20 protein-coding genes are annotated in these 23,961 nt (G+C 67.8%); 6 read left to right on the top strand and 14 right to left on the bottom strand.

Features of this window, described 5'->3' with window-relative positions:
- Window positions 1-9 precede the first annotated feature (9 nt).
- The gene (locus EV580_RS09040) at window positions 10-1,119 is read right to left on the bottom strand and encodes a polyprenyl synthetase family protein (protein ID WP_133691107.1); all 1,110 of its coding nucleotides are present in this window, start codon (window positions 1,117-1,119) and stop codon (window positions 10-12) included.
- Window positions 1,120-1,374: 255 nt separating this feature from the next.
- Here EV580_RS09040 and EV580_RS09035 point away from each other — a divergent pair, with 255 nt between their 5' ends.
- Complete coding sequence (locus EV580_RS09035; protein WP_133690690.1) at window positions 1,375-3,111, top strand: GMC oxidoreductase; 1,737 nt, start codon at window positions 1,375-1,377, stop codon at window positions 3,109-3,111.
- Here EV580_RS09035 and EV580_RS09030 read toward each other — a convergent pair.
- The 3 genes from EV580_RS09030 to EV580_RS09020 are packed head-to-tail and all read right to left on the bottom strand — an operon-like array spanning window position 3,108 to window position 7,265.
- Window positions 3,108-5,471: a glycoside hydrolase family 65 protein gene (locus EV580_RS09030; RefSeq protein ID WP_133690689.1), complete on the bottom strand. Its 2,364-nt coding sequence runs from the start codon at window positions 5,469-5,471 to the stop codon at window positions 3,108-3,110. The two genes, EV580_RS09035 and EV580_RS09030, sit on opposite strands and share 4 nt — an antisense overlap.
- Window positions 5,468-6,268, bottom strand: a complete 801-nt coding sequence (locus EV580_RS09025) for a beta-phosphoglucomutase family hydrolase (protein WP_133690688.1) — start codon at window positions 6,266-6,268, stop codon at window positions 5,468-5,470. The genes EV580_RS09030 and EV580_RS09025 overlap by 4 nt, the downstream gene beginning before the upstream one ends.
- A 10-nt stretch (window positions 6,269-6,278) precedes the next feature.
- On the bottom strand, window positions 6,279-7,265 hold the full coding sequence (locus EV580_RS09020; protein ID WP_133690687.1) for an alpha/beta hydrolase: 987 nt from the start codon (window positions 7,263-7,265) through the stop codon (window positions 6,279-6,281).
- Between the two features lie 62 nt (window positions 7,266-7,327).
- Between EV580_RS09020 and guaA the strand changes: the two genes are divergently transcribed.
- A complete protein-coding gene (guaA, locus tag EV580_RS09015) occupies window positions 7,328-8,896 on the top strand; it encodes a glutamine-hydrolyzing GMP synthase (protein ID WP_133690686.1) in 1,569 nt (522 codons plus the stop codon).
- Between the two features lie 70 nt (window positions 8,897-8,966).
- Window positions 8,967-9,800: a PPE family protein gene (locus tag EV580_RS09010; protein WP_133690685.1), complete on the top strand. Its 834-nt coding sequence runs from the start codon at window positions 8,967-8,969 to the stop codon at window positions 9,798-9,800.
- On the opposite strand, the gene EV580_RS09005 is transcribed toward EV580_RS09010, so the two are convergent.
- Entirely contained in the window at window positions 9,797-10,690 is an 894-nt protein-coding gene (locus tag EV580_RS09005; protein ID WP_183502880.1) for a fructose bisphosphate aldolase, read from the bottom strand. The genes EV580_RS09010 and EV580_RS09005 overlap by 4 nt on opposite strands.
- A 155-nt stretch (window positions 10,691-10,845) precedes the next feature.
- On the opposite strand from EV580_RS09005, the gene imuA' reads away from it, so the two are divergent.
- Entirely contained in the window at window positions 10,846-11,520 is a 675-nt protein-coding gene (gene imuA', locus EV580_RS09000) for a DnaE2-dependent mutagenesis accessory factor ImuA' (RefSeq protein ID WP_133690683.1), read from the top strand.
- Between the two features lie 31 nt (window positions 11,521-11,551).
- The gene (locus EV580_RS08995) at window positions 11,552-13,108 is read left to right on the top strand and encodes a DNA polymerase Y family protein (RefSeq protein WP_166654656.1); all 1,557 of its coding nucleotides are present in this window, start codon (window positions 11,552-11,554) and stop codon (window positions 13,106-13,108) included.
- A gap of 13 nt (window positions 13,109-13,121) precedes the next feature.
- Here EV580_RS08995 and EV580_RS08990 read toward each other — a convergent pair whose 3' ends face one another.
- From EV580_RS08990 to EV580_RS08970, 5 genes are read right to left on the bottom strand one after another with little or no spacing between them, the layout of a single operon-like run.
- The gene (locus EV580_RS08990) at window positions 13,122-14,168 is read right to left on the bottom strand and encodes a nucleoside hydrolase (RefSeq protein ID WP_133691106.1); all 1,047 of its coding nucleotides are present in this window, start codon (window positions 14,166-14,168) and stop codon (window positions 13,122-13,124) included.
- A gap of 26 nt (window positions 14,169-14,194) precedes the next feature.
- Window positions 14,195-16,795 carry a helix-turn-helix transcriptional regulator gene (locus EV580_RS08985; protein WP_133690681.1) on the bottom strand — a complete coding sequence of 867 codons (2,601 nt, stop codon included), beginning with the start codon at window positions 16,793-16,795 and terminating at the stop codon, window positions 14,195-14,197.
- Window positions 16,796-16,854: 59 nt separating this feature from the next.
- Window positions 16,855-18,678, bottom strand: coding sequence for an SDR family oxidoreductase (locus EV580_RS08980; protein ID WP_133690680.1), 1,824 nt, complete (start codon window positions 18,676-18,678; stop codon window positions 16,855-16,857).
- 31 nt (window positions 18,679-18,709) lie between these two features.
- Window positions 18,710-19,117 carry an acyl-CoA thioesterase gene (locus tag EV580_RS08975; RefSeq protein ID WP_133690679.1) on the bottom strand — a complete coding sequence of 136 codons (408 nt, stop codon included), beginning with the start codon at window positions 19,115-19,117 and terminating at the stop codon, window positions 18,710-18,712.
- Window positions 19,117-19,824: a histidine phosphatase family protein gene (locus EV580_RS08970; RefSeq protein WP_133690678.1), complete on the bottom strand. Its 708-nt coding sequence runs from the start codon at window positions 19,822-19,824 to the stop codon at window positions 19,117-19,119. The genes EV580_RS08975 and EV580_RS08970 overlap by 1 nt, the downstream gene beginning before the upstream one ends.
- 92 nt (window positions 19,825-19,916) lie before the next feature.
- On the opposite strand from EV580_RS08970, the gene EV580_RS08965 reads away from it, so the two are divergent.
- Window positions 19,917-20,786: a MaoC family dehydratase gene (locus EV580_RS08965; RefSeq protein WP_133690677.1), complete on the top strand. Its 870-nt coding sequence runs from the start codon at window positions 19,917-19,919 to the stop codon at window positions 20,784-20,786.
- Here the strand turns inward: EV580_RS08965 and EV580_RS08960 are convergent.
- From EV580_RS08960 to EV580_RS08945, 4 genes are all read right to left on the bottom strand, one after another.
- Complete coding sequence (locus tag EV580_RS08960; protein WP_133690676.1) at window positions 20,783-21,508, bottom strand: VIT1/CCC1 transporter family protein; 726 nt, start codon at window positions 21,506-21,508, stop codon at window positions 20,783-20,785. The two genes, EV580_RS08965 and EV580_RS08960, sit on opposite strands and share 4 nt — an antisense overlap.
- Entirely contained in the window at window positions 21,505-22,197 is a 693-nt protein-coding gene (locus EV580_RS08955) for a DUF899 domain-containing protein (RefSeq protein WP_133690675.1), read from the bottom strand. The genes EV580_RS08960 and EV580_RS08955 overlap by 4 nt, the downstream gene beginning before the upstream one ends.
- Window positions 22,198-22,266: 69 nt before the next feature.
- Window positions 22,267-23,094 (bottom strand): hypothetical protein, encoded by an 828-nt coding sequence (locus EV580_RS08950; protein WP_133690674.1) that lies wholly within the window; start codon window positions 23,092-23,094, stop codon window positions 22,267-22,269.
- 144 nt (window positions 23,095-23,238) lie between these two features.
- Window positions 23,239-23,838, bottom strand: coding sequence for a hypothetical protein (locus tag EV580_RS08945; RefSeq protein WP_286171505.1), 600 nt, complete (start codon window positions 23,836-23,838; stop codon window positions 23,239-23,241).
- Window positions 23,839-23,961: the final 123 nt, after the last annotated feature.

Below are 23,961 nucleotides of genomic sequence, written 5' to 3'. Positions count from 1 at the left end.
CCCCCGTGTTCATGCGGCCCGGCTCGTACAGATGCCGGCCATCTCCAGCAGCGCGGCTCTGACGTGTCCGTCGAGCCGATCGGTGTCCAGGGCTTTCTGCGCGGCGTGGACGCGCTCGGCGATGAGCCCTTCGATCCGGTGCACCGCGCCGGTGGAGAGGATCAGGCTTCGCCACCGGTCCAGGTCGGCGTCGTCCAAATGTGGTGTGTCGATGAGTTCGTCGAATTGCGCGCGGGTGGCCGGGTCGGCCATCTGCTTGGCGGTCACCGTCACGGTGGTGGCTTTGCGTTCCAGAAGATCACCGCCGCTGGGTTTGCCCGTCGCTGTCGGTGAACCGAAGACGCCGAGGACATCGTCGCGGAGCTGGAACGCCTCGCCGACGGCAAGGCCGTACTCGCCAAGCCGGGCAAGGGTGTGCTCATCGCACCCGGCCATCGCGGCGCCGATCTCCAGCGGCCGGCGCACGGTGTAGTTGCCCGATTTCATCCGGGCCACATTGAGCACCGAATCCAGACTCGGCGATTTCCGGATGTCCAGCGCCAGGTCGGCGAACTGGCCCGTGGCGAGTTCGGTGCGCATGGCGTCATAGCGGGGCCACATCCGGTCGAGCTGTTCGCTCGCCAGACCACTTTCCCGCAGGACCCGCTCGGCCCAGATGAGGCACAGGTCGCCGAGCAGCACCGCCGCGGATTCGCCGAAGCGTCGTGACGATCCGGCCAGACCGCGCTGCCCGTGCCAATTCGCCAACTGAACGTGGGCCGCAGGACGCCCACGACGCGACGGCGAATTGTCCATCACGTCGTCCTGGAGCAGTGCGAAGACGTGAATCAGCTCGAGGCTGCCGGTGGCATAAAGAGCTCTCAGATCTTCTTGAGCGCCGCACAGCCAACCCAGGTACATGAAGGTCGAGCGCAGGCACTTGCCGCCGTTGACGAACTCGAGGAGCGTCTCACCGGCCGCGTCGACGCCGCACTCGTGCAGGGTGTCCGCGCAGCGAGCGGCGATGAAATCGGTGACCTGCGACAGCACGGTGTGCCGCAAACACGTTCGCCACGAGTCGAATTGGTCGATGGATGGAAGGCCGGCTCCGCACTCGAGAAGGTCACGCCCATTGCGCACCGAAACGCTCTCGCGACGGTCCTCGTTCACCTCTTCCACCCCTTCACCACAGACCCGGCCGCCTACTCAGCACGGCAGCAGTTGGCGTCCACCAGGACATTCATTTATTTAATCATTAATTTAATGAATGATTCCGGAGTGCGCCACCCCGTGGTCCCGCTGCCTGGGAATTAGGTGGCCAAGCGGTCCTGGATGGGTCTCGGGTTAGGCACGCCTCTCTAGCTTGTTACCGGCCGGTAAGTTCATAATGGTCCGATGGAGCCGGATTTCGACGTTCTGATCATCGGTTCGGGTTTTGGCGGCAGCGTCAGCGCGCTGCGCCTCACCGAAAAGGGCTACAAAGTCGGCGTTCTGGAGGCCGGCCGCCGCTACGCCGACCACGAGTTCGCCAAGACGTCCTGGAGGCTGCGTGAGTTCTTGTGGGCGCCGCGGCTGGGCTGCTACGGCATCCAGCGGATCCACCTGCTGCGCAACGTGATGATCCTGGCCGGCGCGGGCGTCGGCGGTGGCTCGCTCAATTACGCCAACACCCTGTACGTGCCGCCGGACCCGTTCTTCAACGACCCGCAGTGGAAGAACATCACCGACTGGCGCGCCGAACTGATGCCGCACTACGACCAGGCGCAGCGGATGCTGGGCGTGATCAAGAACCCGACCTTCACCGACGCCGACCGGATCATGAAGGAGGTGGCCGACGAGATGGGTGTCGGCGACACCTTCACCCCCACGCCGGTCGGGGTGTTCTTCGGGGTCAACGGCGAGAAGACGCCCGGCAAGACCGTGCCCGACCCCTACTTCGGTGGCGTCGGGCCAGCCCGTACCGGCTGCATCGAATGCGGCGAATGCATGACGGGCTGCCGGCACGGGGCGAAGAACACGCTCGTCAAGAACTACCTCGGCTTGGCGGAACGGGCTGGGGCACAAGTCATTCCGATGACCACCGTCACCGGATTCGCGCAGCGTTCGGACGGCATCTGGGAGATCAAGACGGTGCACACCGGCCGGTGGGCCCGCAAGGATCGCAAGACGTTCACCGCGCGCCAGGTCATCCTGGCGGCCGGCACCTGGGGCACCCAACAGCTGCTGTTCAAGATGCGCGACACCGGCACGCTGCCCAAGCTCTCCGACAAGCTCGGGGTGCTGACGCGTACCAACTCGGAATCGATTGTGGGAGCGGGACGTCTGGAGGCGCGCCCCGATCTGGACCTCACCCACGGTGTGGCCATCACGTCGTCGATCCATCCGAGCCACGACACCCACGTCGAACCGGTGCGCTACGGCAAGGGATCCAACGCCATGGGCCTGCTGCAGACGTTGATGACCGACGGGCCCGGCCCCGAGGGCAGCGACGTGCCGCGCTGGAAGCAGTTGCTGAACAACGCCGGTGAGGATCCGCGGGCGATGCTGCGAATGCTGAGCCCGCGTCGCTGGAGCGAGCGCACCATGATTTCTTTGGTGATGCAGCACCTGGACAATTCGATCACCACCTACACCAAGAAGGGCCTGTTCGGGAAGCGCCGGATGGTCAGCAAGCAGGGACACGGCGAACCCAATCCAACCTGGATTCCGGCCGGTAACAAGGTGACTCGCCGAGTTGCGGAGAAGATCGACGGTGTCGCCGGTGGAACCTGGGGCGAGTTGTTCAACATCCCGCTGACCGCGCACTTCCTCGGCGGCGCCGCGATCGGCGACAGCGCCGACCATGGCGTGCTAGACCCCTATCAGCGGGTGTATGGCTACCCGACGCTGCATGTGATGGACGGTGCGGCAGTCTCAGCCAACCTCGGCGTCAATCCGTCGCTGTCGATCACCGCTCAAGCCGAGCGGGCAACATCGTTGTGGCCCAACAAGGATGAGGACGATCAGCGTCCCGCTCAGGGGCAGCCCTACCGGCGGCTGGCGCCGATCGAACCGAAGAACCCGGTCGTTCCCGTCGATGCGCCTGGCGGTCTTCGCCACCTGCCGATCGAGCCGATCAACACCGGAGGCTAGCGCTCCGCGCGTTCGATATGCCGCTGCGGAGCGCGCCCCGGCGGCTGCTCGGGAGTCGGAAGCAAGGCCTTGCGGGACCTCAGGGCGACGGTGGTGGGAGCGCGGGTGGTCAAGGTCAACTCGTCACCGGCATGCCGGATCGCGAGCTTGCCGTCAGGACCGTCGCGCAGAGTGTAGGTCACCTCGCGGTGATCGATCTCGGCCGCCAGCCGATACTTGCGCCAGTGCACCCCGAATTTGAGTCGTGAGATACCTTCGGGCAGTTGAGGATCCAGCGACAGGATGTGCTCGTCGTCGCGCAGCCCGCCGAAGCCTGCGACCAGCGCGGTCCATGTCCCGGCCAGCGATGCCATGTGCAGGCCGTCGCGAGTGTTGTCGTGCAGGTCCCGCAGGTCGATCAGTGCTGCCTCGTGGGTGTAGGCGTGTGCCAACTCGAGGTGGCCGACCTCGGCGCACATGACCGCCTGCGTGCATGCCGACAGCGACGAGTCGCGCACGGTGCGTTGCTCGTAATAGTCGACGTTGCGGGCCTTCTGGTCATCGGTGAACTCGTGGCTGCGCCACTGCATCGCCAGCACCAGGTCGGGTTGCTTGATCACCTGGGCGGGGTAGAGCCGGACGTAGGGCTGGTGCAGCAGCAGCGGATAGATCGTCTTGTCGGTGAAATCCCACTCCCGCAGCCTGGTGAAACCCTCACACTGCTGGTGCACACCCAGATAGTCGTCATAGGGGATGTGCACTCGGTCCGCGGCCTCTCGCCATGCGGCGGTCTCCTCGGTGGTGACCTCCTGCGCGCGCGCCGCGTCCGGATTGCGCTGACATGCTTTGACGGCCGTCCGAAGATTGTGTGCGGCCATCAGATTGGTGAACACGTTGTCGCGGACCACCGCGGTGTACTCGTCGGGTCCGGTGACACCGTCGAGATGCCACACCCCGTCGCGGTCGTGGTGGCCCAGCGATATCCACAACCGCGCCGTCTCGACGAGAACCGCCAGGCCGCAATCGGTTTCCAGCGAATGGTCCCCGGTGACCGTCCGATACCGTTCGAAGGCCATCGCGATGTCGGCGTTGACATGCCAGGCCGCCGTGCCCGCCGGCCAGTAGGCCGAACACTCCTCGCCGCGGATCGTCCGCCACGGGAACGCCGCACCCTTCAGATCCAGCTGCTCGGCCCGCTTCTTGGCGAGATCGAGGATCGACGCACGCCAGCGCAGCGCGTCGGCGGCCGCGTCGGGTTTGGTGTAAGTAAGAACCGGCAGCACGAAACCTTCGGTGTCCCAGAAGGCGTGGCCGTCGTAACCCGGCCCGGTCAGGCCCTTGCCGGGGATCGAGCGACGCTCGGCGCGAGCGCTGGCCTGCAGCACGTGGAACAGGCCGAACCGCACCGCCTGCTGGCAGCCCGGGTCGCCGTCGAGCTCGACATCGGCGCAATCCCAGTACTCGTCGAGATACTCGCGCTGGGTCTGCAGCAGGCCTTCCCAACCGGTGTAGCGGGCGCCGGCCAGCGCGCCCGCCACCTGATCATGCAGTGCGGGACGGGATCTCAGGCTCGACCAGCCGTAGGACAGGAACTTCACGATGCGCAGCTTCTGGCCGGGCCGCAGCCCGCAGATGACGGTGGTGCGGGCCAGGTTTTCGGCGGCCAGGGTGTCGACCTCCACCCGGCCGGGCACCTCCACCAGATGGTCCATCGCCGCGGCCATCATCAGCTTGCTGGCCTTGGTGCGGTGCACCAGCAGCGAACCGTCCTCGGTGGATTCGTGATGGATCGGCTCCAACGGGTGCTTCAGCACCGCAGACACCCGTGGGTCGTTGGATCGCTCCGGCTGATCCTCGTTGGCAACGAGCTCGGATTGCACCGTGACACGGGTGAATTCGTCGACAGCCTCGACAACATACTCGATGGCCGCGACCGATCGCTGCACCAGCGATACCAGTCGCGTCGAGACCAAGCTGATCTTCTTGCCCGCCGGTGACCGCCAGATCGCGCGGCGGGTCAGGGTGCCGGCCCGCAGATCGAGAATGCGTTCGTGCTCGTCGAGGTCGCCGTACCGAACGTCGAAGGGCTCGTCGTCGACCAGCAGCCGCAGGATCTTGCCGTTGGTCACGTCGACGATCGTCTGGCCGTCTTCGGGATACCCGAACCCGGACTCGGCGTAGGGCAGTGGCCGGGTTTCGTAGAAGGAATTCAGGTAGGTGCCGGGGATGCCGAACGGTTCGCCTTCGTCGAGGTTTCCGCGTAATCCGATGTGCCCGTTGGACAATGCGAACAGTGACTCCGACTGGGCCAGTTGATCGAGGTTCAGGTGGGTTTCCCGGACCTGCCACGGCTCGATCGGGAACGCCTCACCGTTGATCACGGCGTCTCCAGCAATTGCCCGAGATCGGTGACGACGACGTCGGCGCCGTTGCGCCGCAAGGCATCCGCCTGACCCAGGCGGTCGACGCCGACGACGAACCCGAAATTCCCGGCCCGGCCTGCCGCCACTCCGGCCTGCGCGTCCTCGAACACCGCGGCATTGGCCGGTTCGACACCGAGCAGCTGAGCACCGCGAAGATAGGAATCGGGTGCCGGCTTGCCGCGCAGGTGCTCGTCACGAATCGTGATGCCGTCGACCCGCTGCTGTACCAGGTCGTCCAGGCCCGTGATCTGGAGGACTTGACGGGTGTTGGCGCTCGACGAGACCACCGCCGCCGCCAGACCTGCGTCGTGCACCGCCTGCAGGTAGCGCCGCGACCCGTCGAACACGTCGACCCCGTTCTTCTCCAAGAGCTGTTGGAACAGCAGGTTCTTGCGATTGCCAAGCCCATAGACCGTCTGGGCGGTGGACGCGTCGGACGGGTCGCCCTCGGGGAGGTCGATGTGACGGCTGGCCAGAAACGAGCGAACGCCGTCTTCACGGGTCTTGCCGTCGATATAGGCCGGGTAGTCATGCGCGGCGTCGAACGGCACGAACGCGGTGTGTGCCTGTTGCGCCCGTCGTTCCAGGAACCCGTCGAACATGGCCTTCCACGCTTTGGTGTGCACCCGGGCGGTGTCGGTGAGCACACCGTCGAGGTCGAACAGGCAGGCCTTCACCCCGTCGGGCAGTCCCAGCACCCTCGACCTCCTTTGTCGCGCCCCCCGCTGTCCATTCCCGTTCTGGTCGCAGAACATGCCCGGGGTCTCAGAGGTGGCTACGGAGGAACTCCAGCGCGCTTTGCCGGAACGCGCGCATCTCGGGCGCCCTGCGCGCCAGGCCGTCGGCGGCGTGATACATCCCCGGCACGGCCACCAGCTCACATTCGACCCCGGCGGCACGCAGACGTTCCGCGTAGTCGACGGACTCGTCGTAGAACAGATCCAGCCCACCCACGCCCACCCAGGCGGGTGCGAGCCCGGAAAGGTCTTCGCGCCGGTTGGGCGCGGCGTACTCGGGTGCGTCCGACCAGCGGGGCGGGCGGCCGAGGTAGGCCGTCCAGCCGAACCGATTGGACCCCGGCGTCCACAGGAACGCGCCCCGCCCGTTGTGGTCGTCGCGCAGCGTGGTGCGGTCGTCGATCATCGGATAGACCAATACCTGGGCCCGCAGGGCGATTCCCTCGTCATGGGCGCGCTGCGCTACCGAGGCGGACAGGCCGCCGCCCGCACTGGATCCGTTGACGGAGATGCGCTCGGGATCGATGCCCAGTTCGGCGGCGTTGTCGCGCATCCAGTACAGCGTTGCCATGCAGTCGTTCAGGGCGGCGGGGAACGGATGTTCCGGCGCCAGCCGATAGTCCGGCGAGACCACAAGGGCACCCAATTCGCGGGCAAGCTGCGCGGCGGCGACGGCCTCCGACTGCGGGGAGCCCACCACCATGCCGCCGCCGTGGATGTACAGCAGTGCGGCGGGGCCCCGGGTGGCCGGCGTCATCACCAGCACCGGCCGGCCCGCGATCTGTCGCTTGGTGACGGTGACGCCCGCGCCGGTGGGGGTGCTGACGATCCGCGTCAGCAGCCGGGAGCGCCGGTAGTTGCGTTCGGTGGTGTCGCCGGTCAGGGCCGGTAGCAGCGGGCTGCGCAGCTCGGCGGGGACGGCGGCCAGCGCGTCGCGGGCGGACAGGTAGCGGCGCAGTGCCAGCGCGGTCAGCGCGACGGCAGCGGCTCCCAGGGCCGCTGGCAGGGCTTTCATCAGCGAAAGGCTACCTGCGGCTGATGAGCGGGTCGGGCGATCTGGCCCACTAGACTCATCCCGTGACATCCCCTTCGCCTCGTCCCGTGTTGGTGGTCGACTTCGGCGCCCAGTACGCCCAGCTGATCGCCCGGCGCGTCCGGGAAGCGCGGGTGTTCTCCGAGGTCATCCCGCACACCGCGACCGTCGAGGAAATCAAGGCCAAGGACCCGCAGGCCATCGTGCTCTCCGGCGGACCGTCCAGCGTGTACGCCGACGGCGCCCCGCAGCTGGATCCGGCCGTGTTCGACCTCGAGGTGCCGGTGTTCGGCATCTGCTACGGCTTCCAGGCCATGGCCCAGGCCCTCGGCGGCACCGTCGCGCACACCGGCACCAGTGAATACGGCCGCACGGAACTGGAAGTCCTTGGCGGAGAGCTGCATTCGGGCCTGCCTGGCACGCAGCCGGTGTGGATGAGCCACGGCGACGCCGTCACCGCCGCACCGGAGGGGTTCGAGGTGGTGGCCGCCAGCGCCGGCGCCCCGGTGGCCGCGTTCGAGGACCGCGCCCGGCGACTGGCCGGGGTGCAGTACCACCCCGAGGTCATGCACACCCCGCACGGCCAGCAGATCCTGAGCCGCTTCCTGCATGACTTCGCCGGAATCGGGGCCAGCTGGACGCCGGCCAACATCGCCGAGAGCCTGATCGAGCAGGTGCGCGAGCAGATCGGCGACGGCAAGGCCATCTGCGGGCTGTCCGGCGGCGTGGATTCCGCGGTGGCCGCCGCACTGGTGCAGCGCGCCATCGGTGACCGTCTGACGTGTGTGTTCGTCGACCACGGTCTGTTGCGCGCCGGGGAACGCACCCAAGTGCAACGCGATTTTGTGGCCGCCACTGGTGCCCGGCTGGTGACCGTCGATGCCGAGGGCCGGTTCCTGGATGCGCTGTCCGGGGTGCACGACCCGGAAGGCAAGCGCAAGATCATCGGCCGCGAGTTCATCCGTGCCTTCGAGGGTTCGGTGCGAGATCTCTTGGCCGACGGCGACTCTGACGGCCACCCGATCGAATTCCTGGTTCAGGGGACGCTGTATCCCGACGTCGTGGAGTCCGGCGGCGGCACGGGCACGGCAAACATCAAGAGCCACCACAATGTCGGCGGACTGCCCGCGGATCTGAAGTTCAAGCTCGTCGAGCCGCTGCGGCTGCTGTTCAAGGACGAGGTGCGCGCCGTGGGCCGGGAGCTCGGCCTGCCCGAGGAAATCGTTGCCCGCCAACCCTTCCCGGGGCCGGGGCTGGGTATCCGGATCGTCGGGGAGGTGACGGCCGACCGGCTGGACACGCTGCGCCGCGCCGACCTGATCGCCCGCGAGGAGTTGACGTCGGCCGGTCTGGACAATCAGATCTGGCAGTGCCCGGTGGTGCTGCTGGCCGATGTCCGTTCAGTCGGTGTGCAGGGCGATGGGCGAACCTACGGTCATCCGATCGTGCTGCGGCCGGTCTCCAGCGAGGACGCGATGACCGCCGACTGGACGCGGGTGCCCTACGAAGTGCTGGAGCGCATCTCGACGCGCATCACCAACGAGGTGTCCGAGGTGAACCGGGTGGTGCTCGACATCACCAGCAAGCCGCCCGGCACCATCGAATGGGAGTAGCTACGTCTTTACTCATGCTAACGTCTGTTTGCTGCGTCGAGTGTCGGCGCATTCCGGACGGGGGCGTGGTATGGCGCGTGGACTGTACATCTGGATGGGCGCTGGAACCCTCGCCCTCGGCGTAGGTGCCGCGTTGGCCAGCGGGTCGGGCGTCGCTCACGCCGACAGTGCCGCGTCAGGCTCGTCGTCGCACTCCTCGGTGGCTCATCACAAGAAACGCGTGGCCGCTCCTTCGCATGCGGTTGCTGCGAAACGCGCGTCGAGCGGCAACGCGAAAGCGGTGAGCCGCAACACGATTGCCGAGGCCGACACCAATCTCACCGACCAGGACAAGGAGATCGCCGAGCAACACAAGGCGATCGCTGAGCAGGCAAAGGTCTTCGGCCACGACGCCCGGGTGGCCGTATTCGATTTCACCTCGGTTTCCCCTGAGGTGAATTCCAACCGGGTGTACAGCGGGGCCGGTTCCAGTTCGCTGCTGTCAGCGGCGGCGGCGTGGAACGGACTCGCCGATGAGCTCAACGCGGCGGCGCAGGGCGTGGACCGAGTGCTCAAGGCATTCGGCTCAACCCCCGGGGCGGGCCCGGCAGCCCACGCCATGGCCACGGCGACATCACCCTATGTCGGGTGGTTGTCGGCGGCTGCCGCACAAGCTGAGAACGCCGCCACGCAAGCGTCAGTCGCGGCTGCGGCCTACGAATCGGCGTTCGTCTCAGGCACGTCACCCGCGACGATCGCGGCCAACCGCGCCACGCTGATGCAACTGACCGCCAGCAATTTCCTCGGTCTCAACGGTCCGGCGATCGCCGCCACCGGGGTGCTGTTCGCAGAGTATTGGGCGCAGGACGTATCGGCGATGCTCGGATATCACTCCGGCGCGACGTCGGTGCCCACGACCCCCTAAGTCCTTGAGGCAGCGGCGATTTCGCTGATCGCCGCATCCAGCGTCTTGTCGAACTCGTCGTCGCTCTGCTGTGCGGTGAGGCCCTCGGTCAATGCGCGGGAGAAGCTCGCGATGACGCCGTGGTTGCGGGCCAGCCGCTCGCAGGCATCGGTGCGGTCGTAGCCGCCGGACAGCGCGACCACCCGCATCACCCGGGGATGGTCGACCAGCTCGCGGTACAGATCGTCGGTGTCGGGCAGGGTCAGCTTGAGCATCACCTGCTGATCGCCGAGGGTGTCGAGGTGGCGCAGGATCGCGGCCTTGAGCTGCTCCTCGGCCTCACCCTTCTGGGGTGAGTTGATGTCGACCTCGGGCTCGATGATCGGCACCAGACCGGCGGCCAGGATCTGGCGGGCGACCTCGAACTGCTGGGCCACCACGGCCTCGACGCCGGCGCCGGGCAGCTTGATGACCGAACGCATCTTGGTACCGAAGATGCCCTTGTCCACCGCGCGGGCCAGCAGCGCGTCCAGGCCGTCGATGGGCTTCATCACCTGAGCGCCGTCTTCCTCGGCGGCAAGGCCCTTGTCGACCTTGAGGATCGGGACGACCTTCTTGACGTTCCACAGGTAGTCGGCGGTCGGGCGGCCCTCGATCTCGCGGTCCATGGTCATCTCGAACAGGATCGCGGCGATGACCCGGTCGCCCTCGAAGACCGGGCTGGTGATGATGCGGGTGCGCATCTCGTGCACCAGGTCGAACATCTGCTCGTCACCGGAGTACTGGTCCTCGGCGATGCCGTAGAGCTTCAGCGCCTTGGGGGTACTGCCGCCGCTCTGGTCCAGCGCGGCAATGAAGCCGGCTCCGTGGGCGACCTTCTCAGCCTGTTCGATGTTCGTCATGCCCTGCATCGTGCCAGGTGCGTTTTCGGCGCTGTGACGAACGTCGGCTTGGGACGTTCGGGAGGTGGCTTCCGCGCTTGACGCTGTCGGTGGGTGGGTGTTTACTCGGATATCGAACATACATTCGAACACAGCGAATCGCGAGCACGGCTGGAGGTGGGGCGATGACGGCGGCGATTGCCCTGGAGAAACGTCAGCTCAACCGCTCTGAGCAGCTAGAACAGCTCCGGCGTCAAATGGCGGCGGTCTCGGGGAAGGTGGGTGCCACCCGCCCTGTTACGGATGTGGCAAATGAGGTTTTGCCGACCTCGGAAAGTTTGCTACCGATCCCCGAATCGCTGGCCGGACCGCTGCCGATGGGGTTGCCGCGGGGTGCGGTGGCAGTGGTGTCGGGTGCTCGCTCGCTGCCGGTGAGCATCGCCGCGGCGGTGACGGCGGGCGGCGGGCATGTGGCCGTCGTCGGGCTGCCGGATTTCGGGCTGCTGGCCGCGGTGGAGATGGGTGCGGACCTGAGCCGGCTGGCGGTGATCCCGGATCCTGGCACCGATCCCGTGGAGGTGGCCGCGGTGCTGATGGACGGGATGGATCTGGTGGTGCTCGGCCTGGCCGGCCGGACGGTCACCGCCACCCGGGCACGGGCGGTGGTGGCCAGGGCTCGGCAGAAGGGCTGCACGCTGCTGGTCGCGCGGGGGGACTGGCAGGGCGCGACGGTGCGCCTGGATGCGCGGGTGCATGGTTACGAGACCACCGCCGGTCAGGTGTCGGGGTCCGGGCGGATCAGCCGGGTGCGGATGTCCGTTCGGGCGCACGGCCGCGCGGCACGGTCCAGAGTGAGCTGATGTGACCGGCCGGGTGCTGGCGATCTGGTGCATGGACTGGCCCGCCGTTGCCGCGGCCGCGGCTGCCGGACTACCGCCGACCGCCCCGGTCGCGGTCACCCTGGCCAACCGGGTGATCGCCTGTTCGGCTGCCGCGCGCGCCGTCGGGGTGCGCCGCACCCTGCGCCGGCGCGAGGCGCAGGCCCGGTGCCCGCAGCTGCATGTGGTCACCGCCGACCCGGCCCGCGATGCCCGCTATTTCGAAGGGGTGACGGCGGCCGTCGACGAGGTGGTGCCGCGTGCCGAGGTGCTGCGGCCGGGGCTGCTGGTGCTGTCGGTTCGCGGTGCGGCTCGCTACTTCGGTTCCGAACCGGCCGCCGCGGAGAAGTTGGTCGACGCCGTCGCCGCCGCGGGTGCCGAATGTCAGGTGGGGATTGCCGATCAGTTGCCGACGGCCGTCTTCGCCGCCCGCGCCGGTCGGATGATCGAGCCCGGTGGCGATGCCGCGTTCCTGTCGGCGTTGTCTATCCGCCAGCTGTCCGGTGAGCCCAGCCTGTCCGGACCCGGCCGGGAAGAATTGGCAGATCTGTTGTGGCGCATGGGTATCCGCAATCTGGGGCAGTTCGCGGCGCTGTCGCGAAGTGATGTCACGTCCCGGTTCGGGGCCGATGCGACCGCCGCGCACCGCTTCGCCCGTGGCGAGCCGGTACGCGGGCCGTCCGGCCGTGAACCGGCGGCCGACCTGGACGCGGTGCTGCACTGCGATCCGCCGGTCGACCGGGTCGACGCGGCCGCGTTCGCCGGCCGGACGCTGGCCGGCGCTCTCCATCGCAGCCTGGCGGCGGAGGGGGTGGGATGCACCCGGCTGGCCATTCACGCCCTCACCGCGAGCGGCGGTGAGCTCACCCGGGTGTGGCGGTGCGCCGAACCGCTGACCGAGGACGCCACCGCCGACCGGGTGCGCTGGCAGCTCGACGGCTGGCTCAACCGGCGCAACCCGGATGACCGGCCGAACTCACCGGTGATCATGCTGCGGCTGCAGCCGGTGGAAGTTGTTTCCGCAGAAGCACTTCAGCTGCCGCTGTGGGGCGGCATAGGGGAGGAGGATCGGTTACGGGCTCGCCGGGCACTGGTCCGGGTGCAGGGCCTGCTGGGGCAGGAGGCGGTCCAGCTTCCGGTGTTGTCCGGTGGTCGCGGCCCCGCCGAACGCATCACCTTGACCCCGCTCGGCGACGAGCTGGTGCCCAGGGCCGATCCGGACCGGCCATGGCCCGGCCGGCTACCCGAACCCGCCCCGGCGGTGATCCTCGATGATCCGGTGGAACTGCTTGACGCCCAAGGAAATCCGGTCCGGGTGACCGGGCGGGGGATGTTCACGGCCGAACCGGCACGGTTGGACGGCGCGGGTCACCACTACCGGGGTGCGCTGCGATGGTGGGCCGGGCCGTGGTCGGTGGACGAGCGCTGGTGGGATCAGGGCGAGCAGTCCAGGGCCGGCCGGACGGCACGCGCCCAGGTGCTGGTGGACAACCAGTCCGGTGAGCCGGGAGCCGCGCTGCTGCTGTGTTATCGGCAGCGCCGGTGGTACCTGGAAGGCGTCTACGAATGAGCAAGCTACTCGCCTATCTGGCGGCTTCCAGCCGACGTGCGAACGGGCCGACCCGTTCGATGAACCGATCGAAGAACACCACCGGATCGACGCCGACGCCGACGTGCGCGTTGGATTCCCGGCCCCATCGGTGGCTCCAATCGGCGATGGTCATGCCGCGGGTCAGCGTCCCGGTGAGCTCGACATCGACCGTGGTCGCCCGGGTCTGCACCAGGCCGGGATCCAGCGCCACCGCCGCCGCCAGCGGATCGTGCAGATGCGCCAGGAAACCCTCGCCCTGATCGAAATGGAACTCGAAGTAGAACCGCATCGCATCCTCGAGCGCACGGATCAACGAGTTGTCGGCGCTCGACCGTGTGCCCCGGGAGTCGAGCACGCTCATCGCTGTCGAGGTGGTCTCCGCCGCGGCGGCCAGGCGGCTCAGGATGTTCGGCGTCAGCATGATGTTCTCGGTCAGGTTCAGCCCGCATACGATCGGAAGCTGATGCGGCTGAATCACTTTGGCATCCGCGGCCCGCCCCCACGCGTCGAATACCTCGGCAGCGGCCTCCGGGTCGACGCTGATGTTCCACTCGGCCACCGGGGTGGTGTTGCCTCGGTAGTCGAACGATCCGCCCATGATGACCAGCCGCCGCAACAGCGACGGCAATTCGGGCTCGTCGCGCACGGCCAGCGCGAGGTTGGTCAGCGGTCCGGTGGCCAGCCCGATCAGCTCGCCGGGCCGGGCGTGGGCGGCACGCACCCACGCTTCGGCCGAGTCGTATTCGGTGGGTTCGCGTTGGTGCTCGGGCAGTTCGGCGTAACCGAGCCCGGTGGGACCGTGGGTGTCCTCGGCGGTGCGCAGTGGGATGCTCAGCGGCTGATCGGCACCCCGGGACACCGGAATGGCGTCGGCCCCGCACAACTCGAGAAGTCCGAGGTTGTTGCGGCACACCTGATCTACCGGGACATTGCCACCGGTGGAGGCGATTCCGACGAGGTCCGCATCAGGACTTGCCAGCAGGTACACCAGTGCCATCGCGTCGTCGACGCCGGTGTCCACATCGGCGAAAACGGGCAAGGCGCTGCCCTGGTCATCCCCGACGCTCAACGCGAGCCACCCTCGCGGATGATGGCGGCCAGCCCATCGCGATCGGACACACCGAGTTTCAGGCATGCTCGGTAGACGTGGCCCTCGACGGTGCGGACCGACACCGACAGCTGCACGGCGATGTCCCGATTCTGCAAGCCGGCGGCGACCAACTCGGCGACTTCGAGTTCGCGCGCGGTGACGGGCAGGGGCCGGGCGGCGCCCCGGATGGCGGGGGAGGAGGCGCCCCCGCATGCCGCCGCCAGACGCATTGCGCGCGTGACTGATTCGATCTCCCGACGCCGGGCGTTGCGCTGCTCGTGGAAACCGGCGGCCTGAGCGGCGGCGTCGGCGGCCGACAACAGCAGCCCAGCCTCTTCGAAGTCGATGCTGACGGCGTCCAGTCCGTTGCCATCGGAGTCCGCCAGCGCCGCGGCGTGCCGGGCATACAGCTTGGGCAGCGGGCCATCGATGCACACCGACAGCGACTGCAGCCGGTGGGCCAGTTTGCGATCGCCGAAACGGCACGCGTCGTGCAACGCCTCGGCCTCGAGGGCGAACTGCCCGCTGCGGTGCGCGGCGTCGGCAGCGGCGCGGGACAGCTCAACGGCCCGGCGCCCGCCGCCGCGCGCGGCCGCAATCCACGCCTTGACGATCAGCACCTGCGGGTCGAACAGCGCCACGGTGGGGCCCGTATGTTCGGCGGCTTCGGCCAGCACGCGTTCGGCGTCATCGGGCCTGCCTGAGCCGGCGTAGGCACGCGCCAGCAGAAGCCGGCCCGGCAGCCGCCACGGCAGCGAGTTCTGCGCGTTCAGCGCCGCCAGTGCCTGCTCGATCGTCGGGATCGCCTCGGCGAACTTGCCCCGGGCCACCGCCACGACGGCTGTCATGACCTTGGCGACCGCCCAGCCGAGAAACTCTCCGGAGGACGAGAATTCGCCGTAGGTCACCGCACGCCTCTCGGCCGTGTCCAGCTCACCGATGTACGTCAGGGCCAACACCTCGCCGTAGCGCGCGATCATCCGGATCAGGCCGTCGGTGGAACGCTGGGTGTCGAAGCAGCGTTCGGCGATGGTCACGAAGTCGGCGCCACGGCCGGCCACCGGCATCGCCAGTCCGGCCACGAACGCCGCCGTCTCCACCGCTTGTTGCGGCGCGCCGGGATTGGCCAGCACCGCCTCGGCCATGGCCAAGCCTTCGGGCAGGTTGTTCTGGAAAATCATGAACGCGGCATCGGCCGCGTCGACCATCGGCCGCAGAAGCGAATTGCTGACCCGGCTCCGAAGTAACTGCATCACCTCGTCGGCGCGCGCCACCTCGGCCAGCGACCAGAACACGATCGACGCCCGCGGGATGCCCCACAACACCAGCTGGACCTCGTCGAGTTCGTCGGGGTCGAACCGTGCCAAGACCTCGTCGGCCTCGCTGGGCCTGCCTTGCCACATCAGCGCCCTGGACAGCAGATGGGCGGCCCGCATCCCGTACTCGCGCTCGAATGCGGTGCGCGCCAGCCGTTCACCCAGTGGCGCATTGGCAAGCGACACAGCATCTTTGGCCGCGGCGACCAAGAATCCCGTCTCGGCGGTCTGGTCACTGTCCAGATACAGCTGTGCCAACCGGATCCGGCCGGCCGCAGACGTCGGCTGATGCCGGTTGAGCACCGTGACGATCTGGCCGCGCAGCATCCGCGCCGACGCGGTCCCGATCTGCCGCAACACGACGTCGCCGTACAGCGGGTGGCTGATCCGGGCGTTGAGGGCTGGCCCGTCGCGATCGATCCGGATCAGATGTGCCTTCTCTGCGGCGTCGATCGCGCGCTCGCCGGCGAGTTCGACCAGTGCGTCGATGTCCAGGGGCTCGCACAGCGCCAACAGCCGCAGCACCGTGACGGCCTCAGGGTCGGCGTTGTCGAACCGGTTCTCCAGCAGCGTCGCCAGGCCTGACGACACCGTGGTCGACCCGCGCAGCTGCCAGACGCCGTTGACCTCGCTCAGCGTGCTGGCTTCGAGTGCCGCCTCCACCATGTGCCGCAGGAACAGCGGGTTGCCCCCGGACTGTGACCAGATGACGTTGGCGCTGAGCTCTTCCAGCGTGCCGCCGAGCACCGACTCGACCAACGCGATGCACTCGTCGCGGCTGAACGGCTCCAGGTCGATGCGGCGCAGATAGCCGTCTTTCCATAGCGTCATCACCGAGTCGGGCACCGGTTCGCCGCTGCGCACCGTCGCGACGATCGACCCGGTGCGCTCCACCGCGATCTGATGCAGCAGCGTGGCCGACAGCTGATCGAGGAGATGAGCGTCGTCGACACCGATCACCGCGGGCCCGTCGGCGAGCAGGGACTGCCGCGCCGAGACCAACAGCTCGATCGGATCGCGGGCATCGGTGGGTTTGACCCACTGAGCGAACGCCCCGAGCGGAATGCTGCTCGACGACGAGGTGCACGCCGCCCACCGGGCGCGCCCCGGAAGCGATGCGGTGACCGACCGCGCCAGGGTCGTCTTGCCGACTCCCGCCGGGCCGGTGATCACCACGCCTGAGGTTTCGCTGTCTGTCAGCGCGGACGTGATGACCTCGTGCTTGGCCGGCCGCTCCAGTAGCTGCCACCCCGTCGCCATGCGAGCAGCCTAAGTGGCGGCCTCGTCCGCCGCTGAGTCTCGCCCCGATCTGGCTCAAGTCACCAGTGCACGCCGGGCACCATCCGCACCACTCTTTTGACCGGGCGAGGGGCCCGAAGCCGGACTGTCGGCAACCGCGTGGCCCCCGACGACGGACGCCGGACCTCCCCGCGTGCGGCCGGCGAATCGGGATAGCCCAGGTAGAGCTGGTGCAACACCCGCCGGGCGAGCTTGGGGGTGAAGTACTGCCCGGCATCGGCCAGAGTCCCCAGCGGGGTGTCGATCCGCACCGGCTTCTCCACCAACGCGCGCACCACCATCGCGGCGGCATGTTCGGCACTGATCGGCGGTACCGGGTTCAGCCGCCCGGACGGCGCGATCATCGGCGTCTTCACCAGCGGCATGTGGATCGTCGTGAAGGTGATGTTGTCCGAAAGGGTTTCCGAAGCCACCACGTCGGTGAACGCATCCAGGGCGGCCTTGGTCGGCAGATACGAGCTGTACTTGGGATTGCGTGCCTGCACCCCGGCGCTGGACACGTTGACCACGTGACCGAACCGGCGTGCCTGCCAGTGCGGCAGCAGCGCCAGCACCATCCGCACGGCGCCGAAATAGTTGACCGCCATCACCCGCTCGTAGTCGTGCAGGCGGTCGGTCGAGGCGCTCACCGAACGCCGGATCGAGCGGCCGGCATTGTTGACCAGATAGTCGACGTGACCGAACCGGCCGAGGATCTCGGCGATCGTCGCATCGACGGACGCGGTGTCGGTGACGTCGCAGCTGAAGGCGACGGCCCGCCCGCCGTCGGCCTCGATCTCATCGACGAGTTCGGCCAGCGCTTCGCCGTTGCGCGCCAATGCGAACACGGTGGCGCCGCGCGCGGCGACCGCCACCGCCGCGGCCCGCCCGATACCACTGGACGCCCCGGTGATGATCACGTGCCTGCCCACGAGCGGACCGTCCGGATCGCCGTTGCGGGTGCGTTCGGGGTCGAGGTGCTCGGCCCAGTACCGCCACAGCGCAGGCGCATAGGACGCGAACGGGGGCGGCTCGATTCCGCTGTCGCGCAACGCTTCTCGGGTGCGCTCCGAATGCAGGATCGCCTCCGTCTCGAGGCTGTCGACGGCGTCGGGTGGCACACCGATCTGCGTGACGGCCATGTCGCGCAACACCTTTGCCCGCCCCCGCACCCCCAGCAGCGGTTCGGCCACCCGGCGGGGCAGGCCGCCGCGCAGCGCGGGCAGCCCCGCCGTGCGAGCCACGCCGCGATAGATCTGATGCAGACCGATCGGCTCGGGTGCGGTCAGATGGAAGGTCTGACCGTCGCGGCCGTCGGCGTGCATGAGTTCCACCAGCGCCGCGACGACGTAATCGACCGGGACGACATTGATCCGGCCGATGTCGGGCAACAGGATCGGGGTCTTTGACGGCAGGCCCGCCAGCCGGCTCAGCAGCCCGAAAACGTGATAGGGCCCGGTGATTCGATCGGTCTCGCCGGTGCGGGAGTCGCCGACGACCACTCCGGTCCGATAGATCCGGAACGGCACGTCCGAAGACATCCGCAGTAGCTGCTCGGCATCGAAGGCTGCTCGGTGCCTCCGGCTGGGCAACTGCTGCCCGACGTCGAAATCGTCTTCGGTGTATTCACCGGCGAAGTCGCCGGCCACCGCGACCGAGGACAGCTGATGCAGCGTCGCGCCCAACTCACGGCTCAGTGTCAGCGCCGCCTCGGTGGCGGCCACCCTGCAGTTGACGACATGGTCGGCACGATCGGGCCGGACGTCGTCCGACATCCATACCTCGGCATCGGGGTGGCGGTCGCGGATCTGGGTGGCCACCCGGCGCTCAATGAACCCGGTACCGCCGGTAACGACATAGCGCATGGGTCATCTTTGATCGCCGATCGTGCCGCGGTCAATGGGCCACTGAAATCCGTTCGCGGAACCAGTCCGGCCACAGCCGTTTCTCGAACGTCGCCGCATCGACGCAGACGTGGATCATCGCCGCCTCGGCAAGCACATCCTCATCGCGGCGAATCTCGTAGGTGCTGCGCAGCGACGTGCGGCCCAGGGGGTCGAACCCCACCCCGATCACCAGCTCGTCGTCGAAGTGCGCGGGCCGGCGGAATTGCAGCTCCGCCGCGGCCACCACGAAATCGATGCCCGCGTCGGTCAGCGTCTGATAGTCGCCGAAGATCTCGCGCAGCGCCTCGTTGAGGGCCATGTCCACCCAGGTCAGGTAATGGCCGTTGAACACTCGGCCCTGCATGTCGCACTCGACGTACCGCACGCGCAGCGGCATGCCGAAGAGTTCAGAACCCATCAGAAGGACGTGATGCCGTCCCAATCCACGAGCGTCCACCCGATCACCGGGTTGCCGGTCACCACCACCCGGCCGGTGTTCGGCAGCGGATGATCGGACGCCAAGCTGTCCTTGGCGTTGCGGACGTTCATCAGGGTCCACATCATGATCGACGCGGCACTGGAGAAGGCGACCGGCTTGTTGTTGCCGCTGGAGTAGATGCGCTGCACCGCTTCGGTGAACTTGCCGTTGAACTCGGCACCGCTGACCGATCCCGGGATGGCGAAGCTGGTGTCGCCGCGCAGCCAGTCGGCCGGGGCGACCATGTAGGTGATCGCGGCCTTGTCCATGCTGGTGCCGTTGAACCAGCCGGCCCCGATCTCGTTGAGGCCGGGCAACACGGTGACCGGTTCCCCGAGCGCCTTCGACATCGGCGCGGCCGTCTGCTGTGTGCGGACCATCTCCGAGGCGTATACGCCGTCGTACTTGTTGCCCTTCAAGCGGTCGGCCACCGCCGTGGCCTGTTGCTGACCCGTCGCTGTCAGGGACGGCCCGGGCACCTCGGTGTCGATGATGCCGCTCGCGTTGGCTTCGGACTCGCCATGGCGGATGAACGTCAGCGTGATCGTGCGCTCGCTCGGGGCGGACGAACTGCAGGAGGCGACCAGAACCGCCGCCAACAGCGCGGCGACGATCGCGACGAGGGTCCGGATGCGGGAAACAGGCATGGTCCTAGCGTGCCCTGTCGACCGCCGTGGTGGGCCGGATTTAGCCAGTGCGACGATGGAGTTTCTCCATCCACGACCCCAGGAGTGCGGCAATGCCCATCGACCCCACGGCAATCGGAGCGGTCACCGACGCTCAGCCCTACCAGTGGACCGACCGCGACACGATGCTCTACGCGCTCGGCGTGGGCGCGGGCACCGACGACCTGCCCTTCACCACCGACAACAGCCACGACATCGCCCAGCAGGTGCTGCCGACGTTCGCCGTCATCTGCTGTCCGGCATTCGGGGCCGCCACCAAGGTGGGCTCGTTCAACTGGGGCATGCTGCTGCACGGCTCGCAGGAGATCCGGCTGCACAAGCCACTGCCCGCCTCCGGCGAACTGTCGGTGGTCTCCGAGGTCGCCGACATCCAGGACAAGGGCGAGGGCAAGAACGCGATCATCGTGATGCGCGGCAAGGGCACTGACCCGGCCACCGGCGAGCTGATCGCCGAGACGCTGTCCACCGCCGTCATCCGCGGCGAAGGCGGCTTCGGTGGGCAGCCCGGTCAGCGCCCCGTGGCCCCCGAGTACCCCGACCGCGAGCCCGACGCCCGCATCTCGATGGAGACTCGCGGCGACCAGGCGTTGATCTACCGGCTCTCGGGTGACCGCAATCCGTTGCACAGCGATCCGTGGTTCGCCCGCGAGATGGCCGGTTTTCCCACCCCGATCCTGCACGGTCTGTGCACCTACGGATTCGCCGGGCGCGCACTGCTTTCCGAGCTCGCCGGCAATGACTCCGCGAAGCTCACCGCGGTCAGCGCGCGGTTCACGTCGCCGGTGTTCCCGGGCGAGACGCTGACGACGTCGATCTGGCGTACCGAGCCGGGGCGGGCGGTCTACCGCACCGAAGCCAGCGGACCCGACGGCGCCAACACCCGCGTCGTACTCGACGACGGCTCGGCCGAGTACATCGATTAGCCGACCGCGCCGCCGACCAGGTGGCCGATGCCGAAGGTGACGGCCATCGCCAGCGCGCCGCCGATCACCACCCGGTAGATTGCCCGGCGGGGATTGGCGCCGCCGAGGCGTGCGCTGATCCAGCCGGTGATCGTCAGCGCGAGCAGCACCGCGACGAAGGTGATCGGCACCCGAATTGATGGCGGCGGCAACAGGATTGCCAGCAGCGGCAGGATGGCGCCGACAGTGAAGGCGATGGCCGACGAGATCGCGGCCTGCCACGGGTTGGTCAGTTCGTCGGGATCGAGGTGCAGTTCGGCGTCGACGTGGGCGGCGAACGCGTCGTGGTCGGTGAGTTCCTCGGCCACCGTGCGTGCCGTCGCCGGTGTCAGCCCCTTTGCTTCGTAAAGTGCTGCGAGCTCGTCGAGTTCGGCCATCGGCTCGGTCTCCAGCTCATGGCGTTCCAGCTTGAGCATGGCCTTTTCGGAATCGCGCTGGGTGCTCACCGACACGTACTCCCCGACGGCCATCGACAATGCGCCCGCGGCCAGCGCCGCGATGCCGGCGGTGAAGATCGGCCCGCGCTCGATGGACGCCGCGGCCACGCCGACGACGATGCCGGCTGTCGACACGATGCCGTCGTTGGCGCCGAGCACCCCGGCGCGCAACCAGTTCAACTTGCTTCCGAATGCGCCGTGGTGGGGTTCGAAGGGGTGGGTCGACGGTTCTGGAGGCGTTGTCACCTGTGCAGCGTAGGACTTTCGCCGTAGGCGCGGGCGATGTCTTGCGAGCCCGCCCACCCCGAGTAGGTGGGGCGCTGCGGCCAGCCGGCGGGGGAGTCCTGCCACTCCTCCTGGCGGCCCCACGGCAGCAGGTCGATCAGCGCGAACGAGTGACTCAGTTGTTCGGTGCCTCGGCCGTTGGTGTGCCAGGTGCGGAAGACGGTGTCGCCGTCGCGCAGGAAGACGTTGACCCCGAAGCCCTCACCGGGGGCGGCGTCGACGTCGGCACCGAACGTGCTGTCCGACGACGAGTACCAATCCATCTTGTTGCCGACTTTGGCCTTGTACGCCAAGGCTTCTGCGATCGGTCCGTTGGTGACGATGACGAACCGGGCGTCGTAGTTGTCCAGGAATTCCAGCCGGGTGAACTGGGAGGTGAACCCGGTGCAGCCGGGGCACTGCCACTCTTCGCCATCGGTCCACATGTGGTTGTAGACGATGAGCTGCGACCGTCCGTCGAACACGTCGGCCAGTGAAACGGGGCCGTCGGCGCCGACGAGGGTGTACTCGGGCAGCTCGACCATCGGCAGCCGGCGGCGTTGTGCGGCGATCGCGTCGAGTTCGCGGGTGGCGGCCTTCTCACGCTTGCGGAGGTCGTCGAGCGCGGCGCGCCAGGTCTGCTGGTCGACTACCGGGGGCAGGGCGGTCATGTGAGCTCCTTTTGTCGGGTTCCGTCACAAGGATTGACTCGCCCCGCCCCCAATAGTCATCGCTTTGCGTCAGCCGCGCGCGCTGTGTGCACCGCCGCCTTTGCTACTGGCCTTGGCCGACGTGGCCTTGCGGTTGCTGCTCGACGGCGCCTTGGGCTTCGAGCGGGCCGAGCTTGCCGTGCCTGACGGTGCGGTGACGGTTGCGGCCTTCGGCGCCGCGGTCTTGGCGCCGCTGGCCTTCTTGAACGGCAGGACGATCGGCGGGAACGTCGCGGCGGCGATGCCCGAGGCCACCAGGTTCCGAATGATGATGGGAACCCCGATCGGACCGTTGGGGCCGATGAGGCCGTACTGGCTGTTCAGCACGGCGTCGAGGAACAACGCGGGAGCCTGAAGCAGCGCCACGAGCTTGTTGGACGCGTTGGCGATGTAGGAGATCGTGTCCTGGAAAGCGATAAACGGTGTCCGAATTTGCAGGCCGATGGCCGGGATCACGTCGCTGATGATGGCCTGGGCGAGAACGGCAAGATTTTGAAGGTGGTCGGCGATCTCGCCCGGGATCTTGGCACCCTGGCCGGTCAACAGCTGTCCGGCGTAGATCAGCGGGTTGAGCACGAGCTGAGCGGCGACCGGAGCGATGAAGACCGGATTCGGCAATGGGAAGGTGCTGTTCAATCCGATGAACAGCCCGCCGAGCTGCACCACGCTGCTCACGGTGTTGGAGAGCAGATCAGACCACGCGTCGGTGAGCTGGACAGCTTGCGTGGAGATGGTCGCTGGCGAAAGGTCCAGCGCATGTAATTGGGGTGGCGTGGCGATGACCGGGGTCAGGGCCAGTGCGCCGGCGGTGGCCAATGCGGCTGCGATCACCATCGGGCGGCGAACAGCAAGTTCCATCAGGGCTTTTCTCCCTCGTAGGGGCGGCGTCGACGGGGCTTCGTCGGCTTCAATTCCTTGGCTGGGAATCCGCTGGGTATTACCTATACCGCAGCACTCAGCCACAGCATAGATATTTGCCACATCTATCTGTGGTGTTGACAGCTACCCGCGCTTGCTGCGCCCTTGGCCGGCGTTGTTGTCACTGGACTTGGTGGATGCCGCGGGCTTGCGCTTGCTGGCGGCCGTCGGCGTCGCCTTGGGCTTCGACCGGGCCGAGCCAGCCGTGCCCGACGGCGCGGTCACGGCTTTGGGTGTGGACACCTTCGAGGCCGCCGCACCGCTCGCCTTCTTGAACGGCAGCACGATGGTGGGCACCGGGGCGGCGATCGCCGAGGCCAGTGCATTGCGGATGAGGATCGGAAGCGAGATCGGACCGTAGAGGCCGAGGAGGCCGTACGTGCTGTTCAGTGCGGCGTCGAGGAACACCGCGGGAGCCTCGAGTAGGGCGACGAGTTTGTTGGTGGCGGTGGCGACGGAATTAATCGCCAGCTCGAGCGCGAGGAACGGTGCCTGGACTTGATAGCCGATGCCCGCGATCACATCGGCGGCAAGGGCCGGAACCAGATTGGTGAGGTTGTTGATGTGGTCGAGAATCTCGGCGGGGATGTCGGCGCCGTGGCCGGTGACCAACTGAATGCCATAGATCACCGGATTGAGCACCAACTGGGCGATGACCGGAGCGATGAAGACCGGATTGGGCAAGGGAACGAGCTGTTCAATCCGATGAACGTCGCGGCGATCTGCACCACGTTGGTCACGGAGTTGGTGACCAGATCGGACCACGCATCGGTGAGCTGGACCGCTTGGCTGGAGATGTGCGTCGCG

It is taken from the genome of Mycobacterium sp. BK086, from assembly GCA_004362315.1.
GTDB lineage: Bacteria > Actinomycetota > Actinomycetes > Mycobacteriales > Mycobacteriaceae > Mycobacterium.
This window is presented reverse-complemented; position numbering and strand designations above follow the sequence as displayed.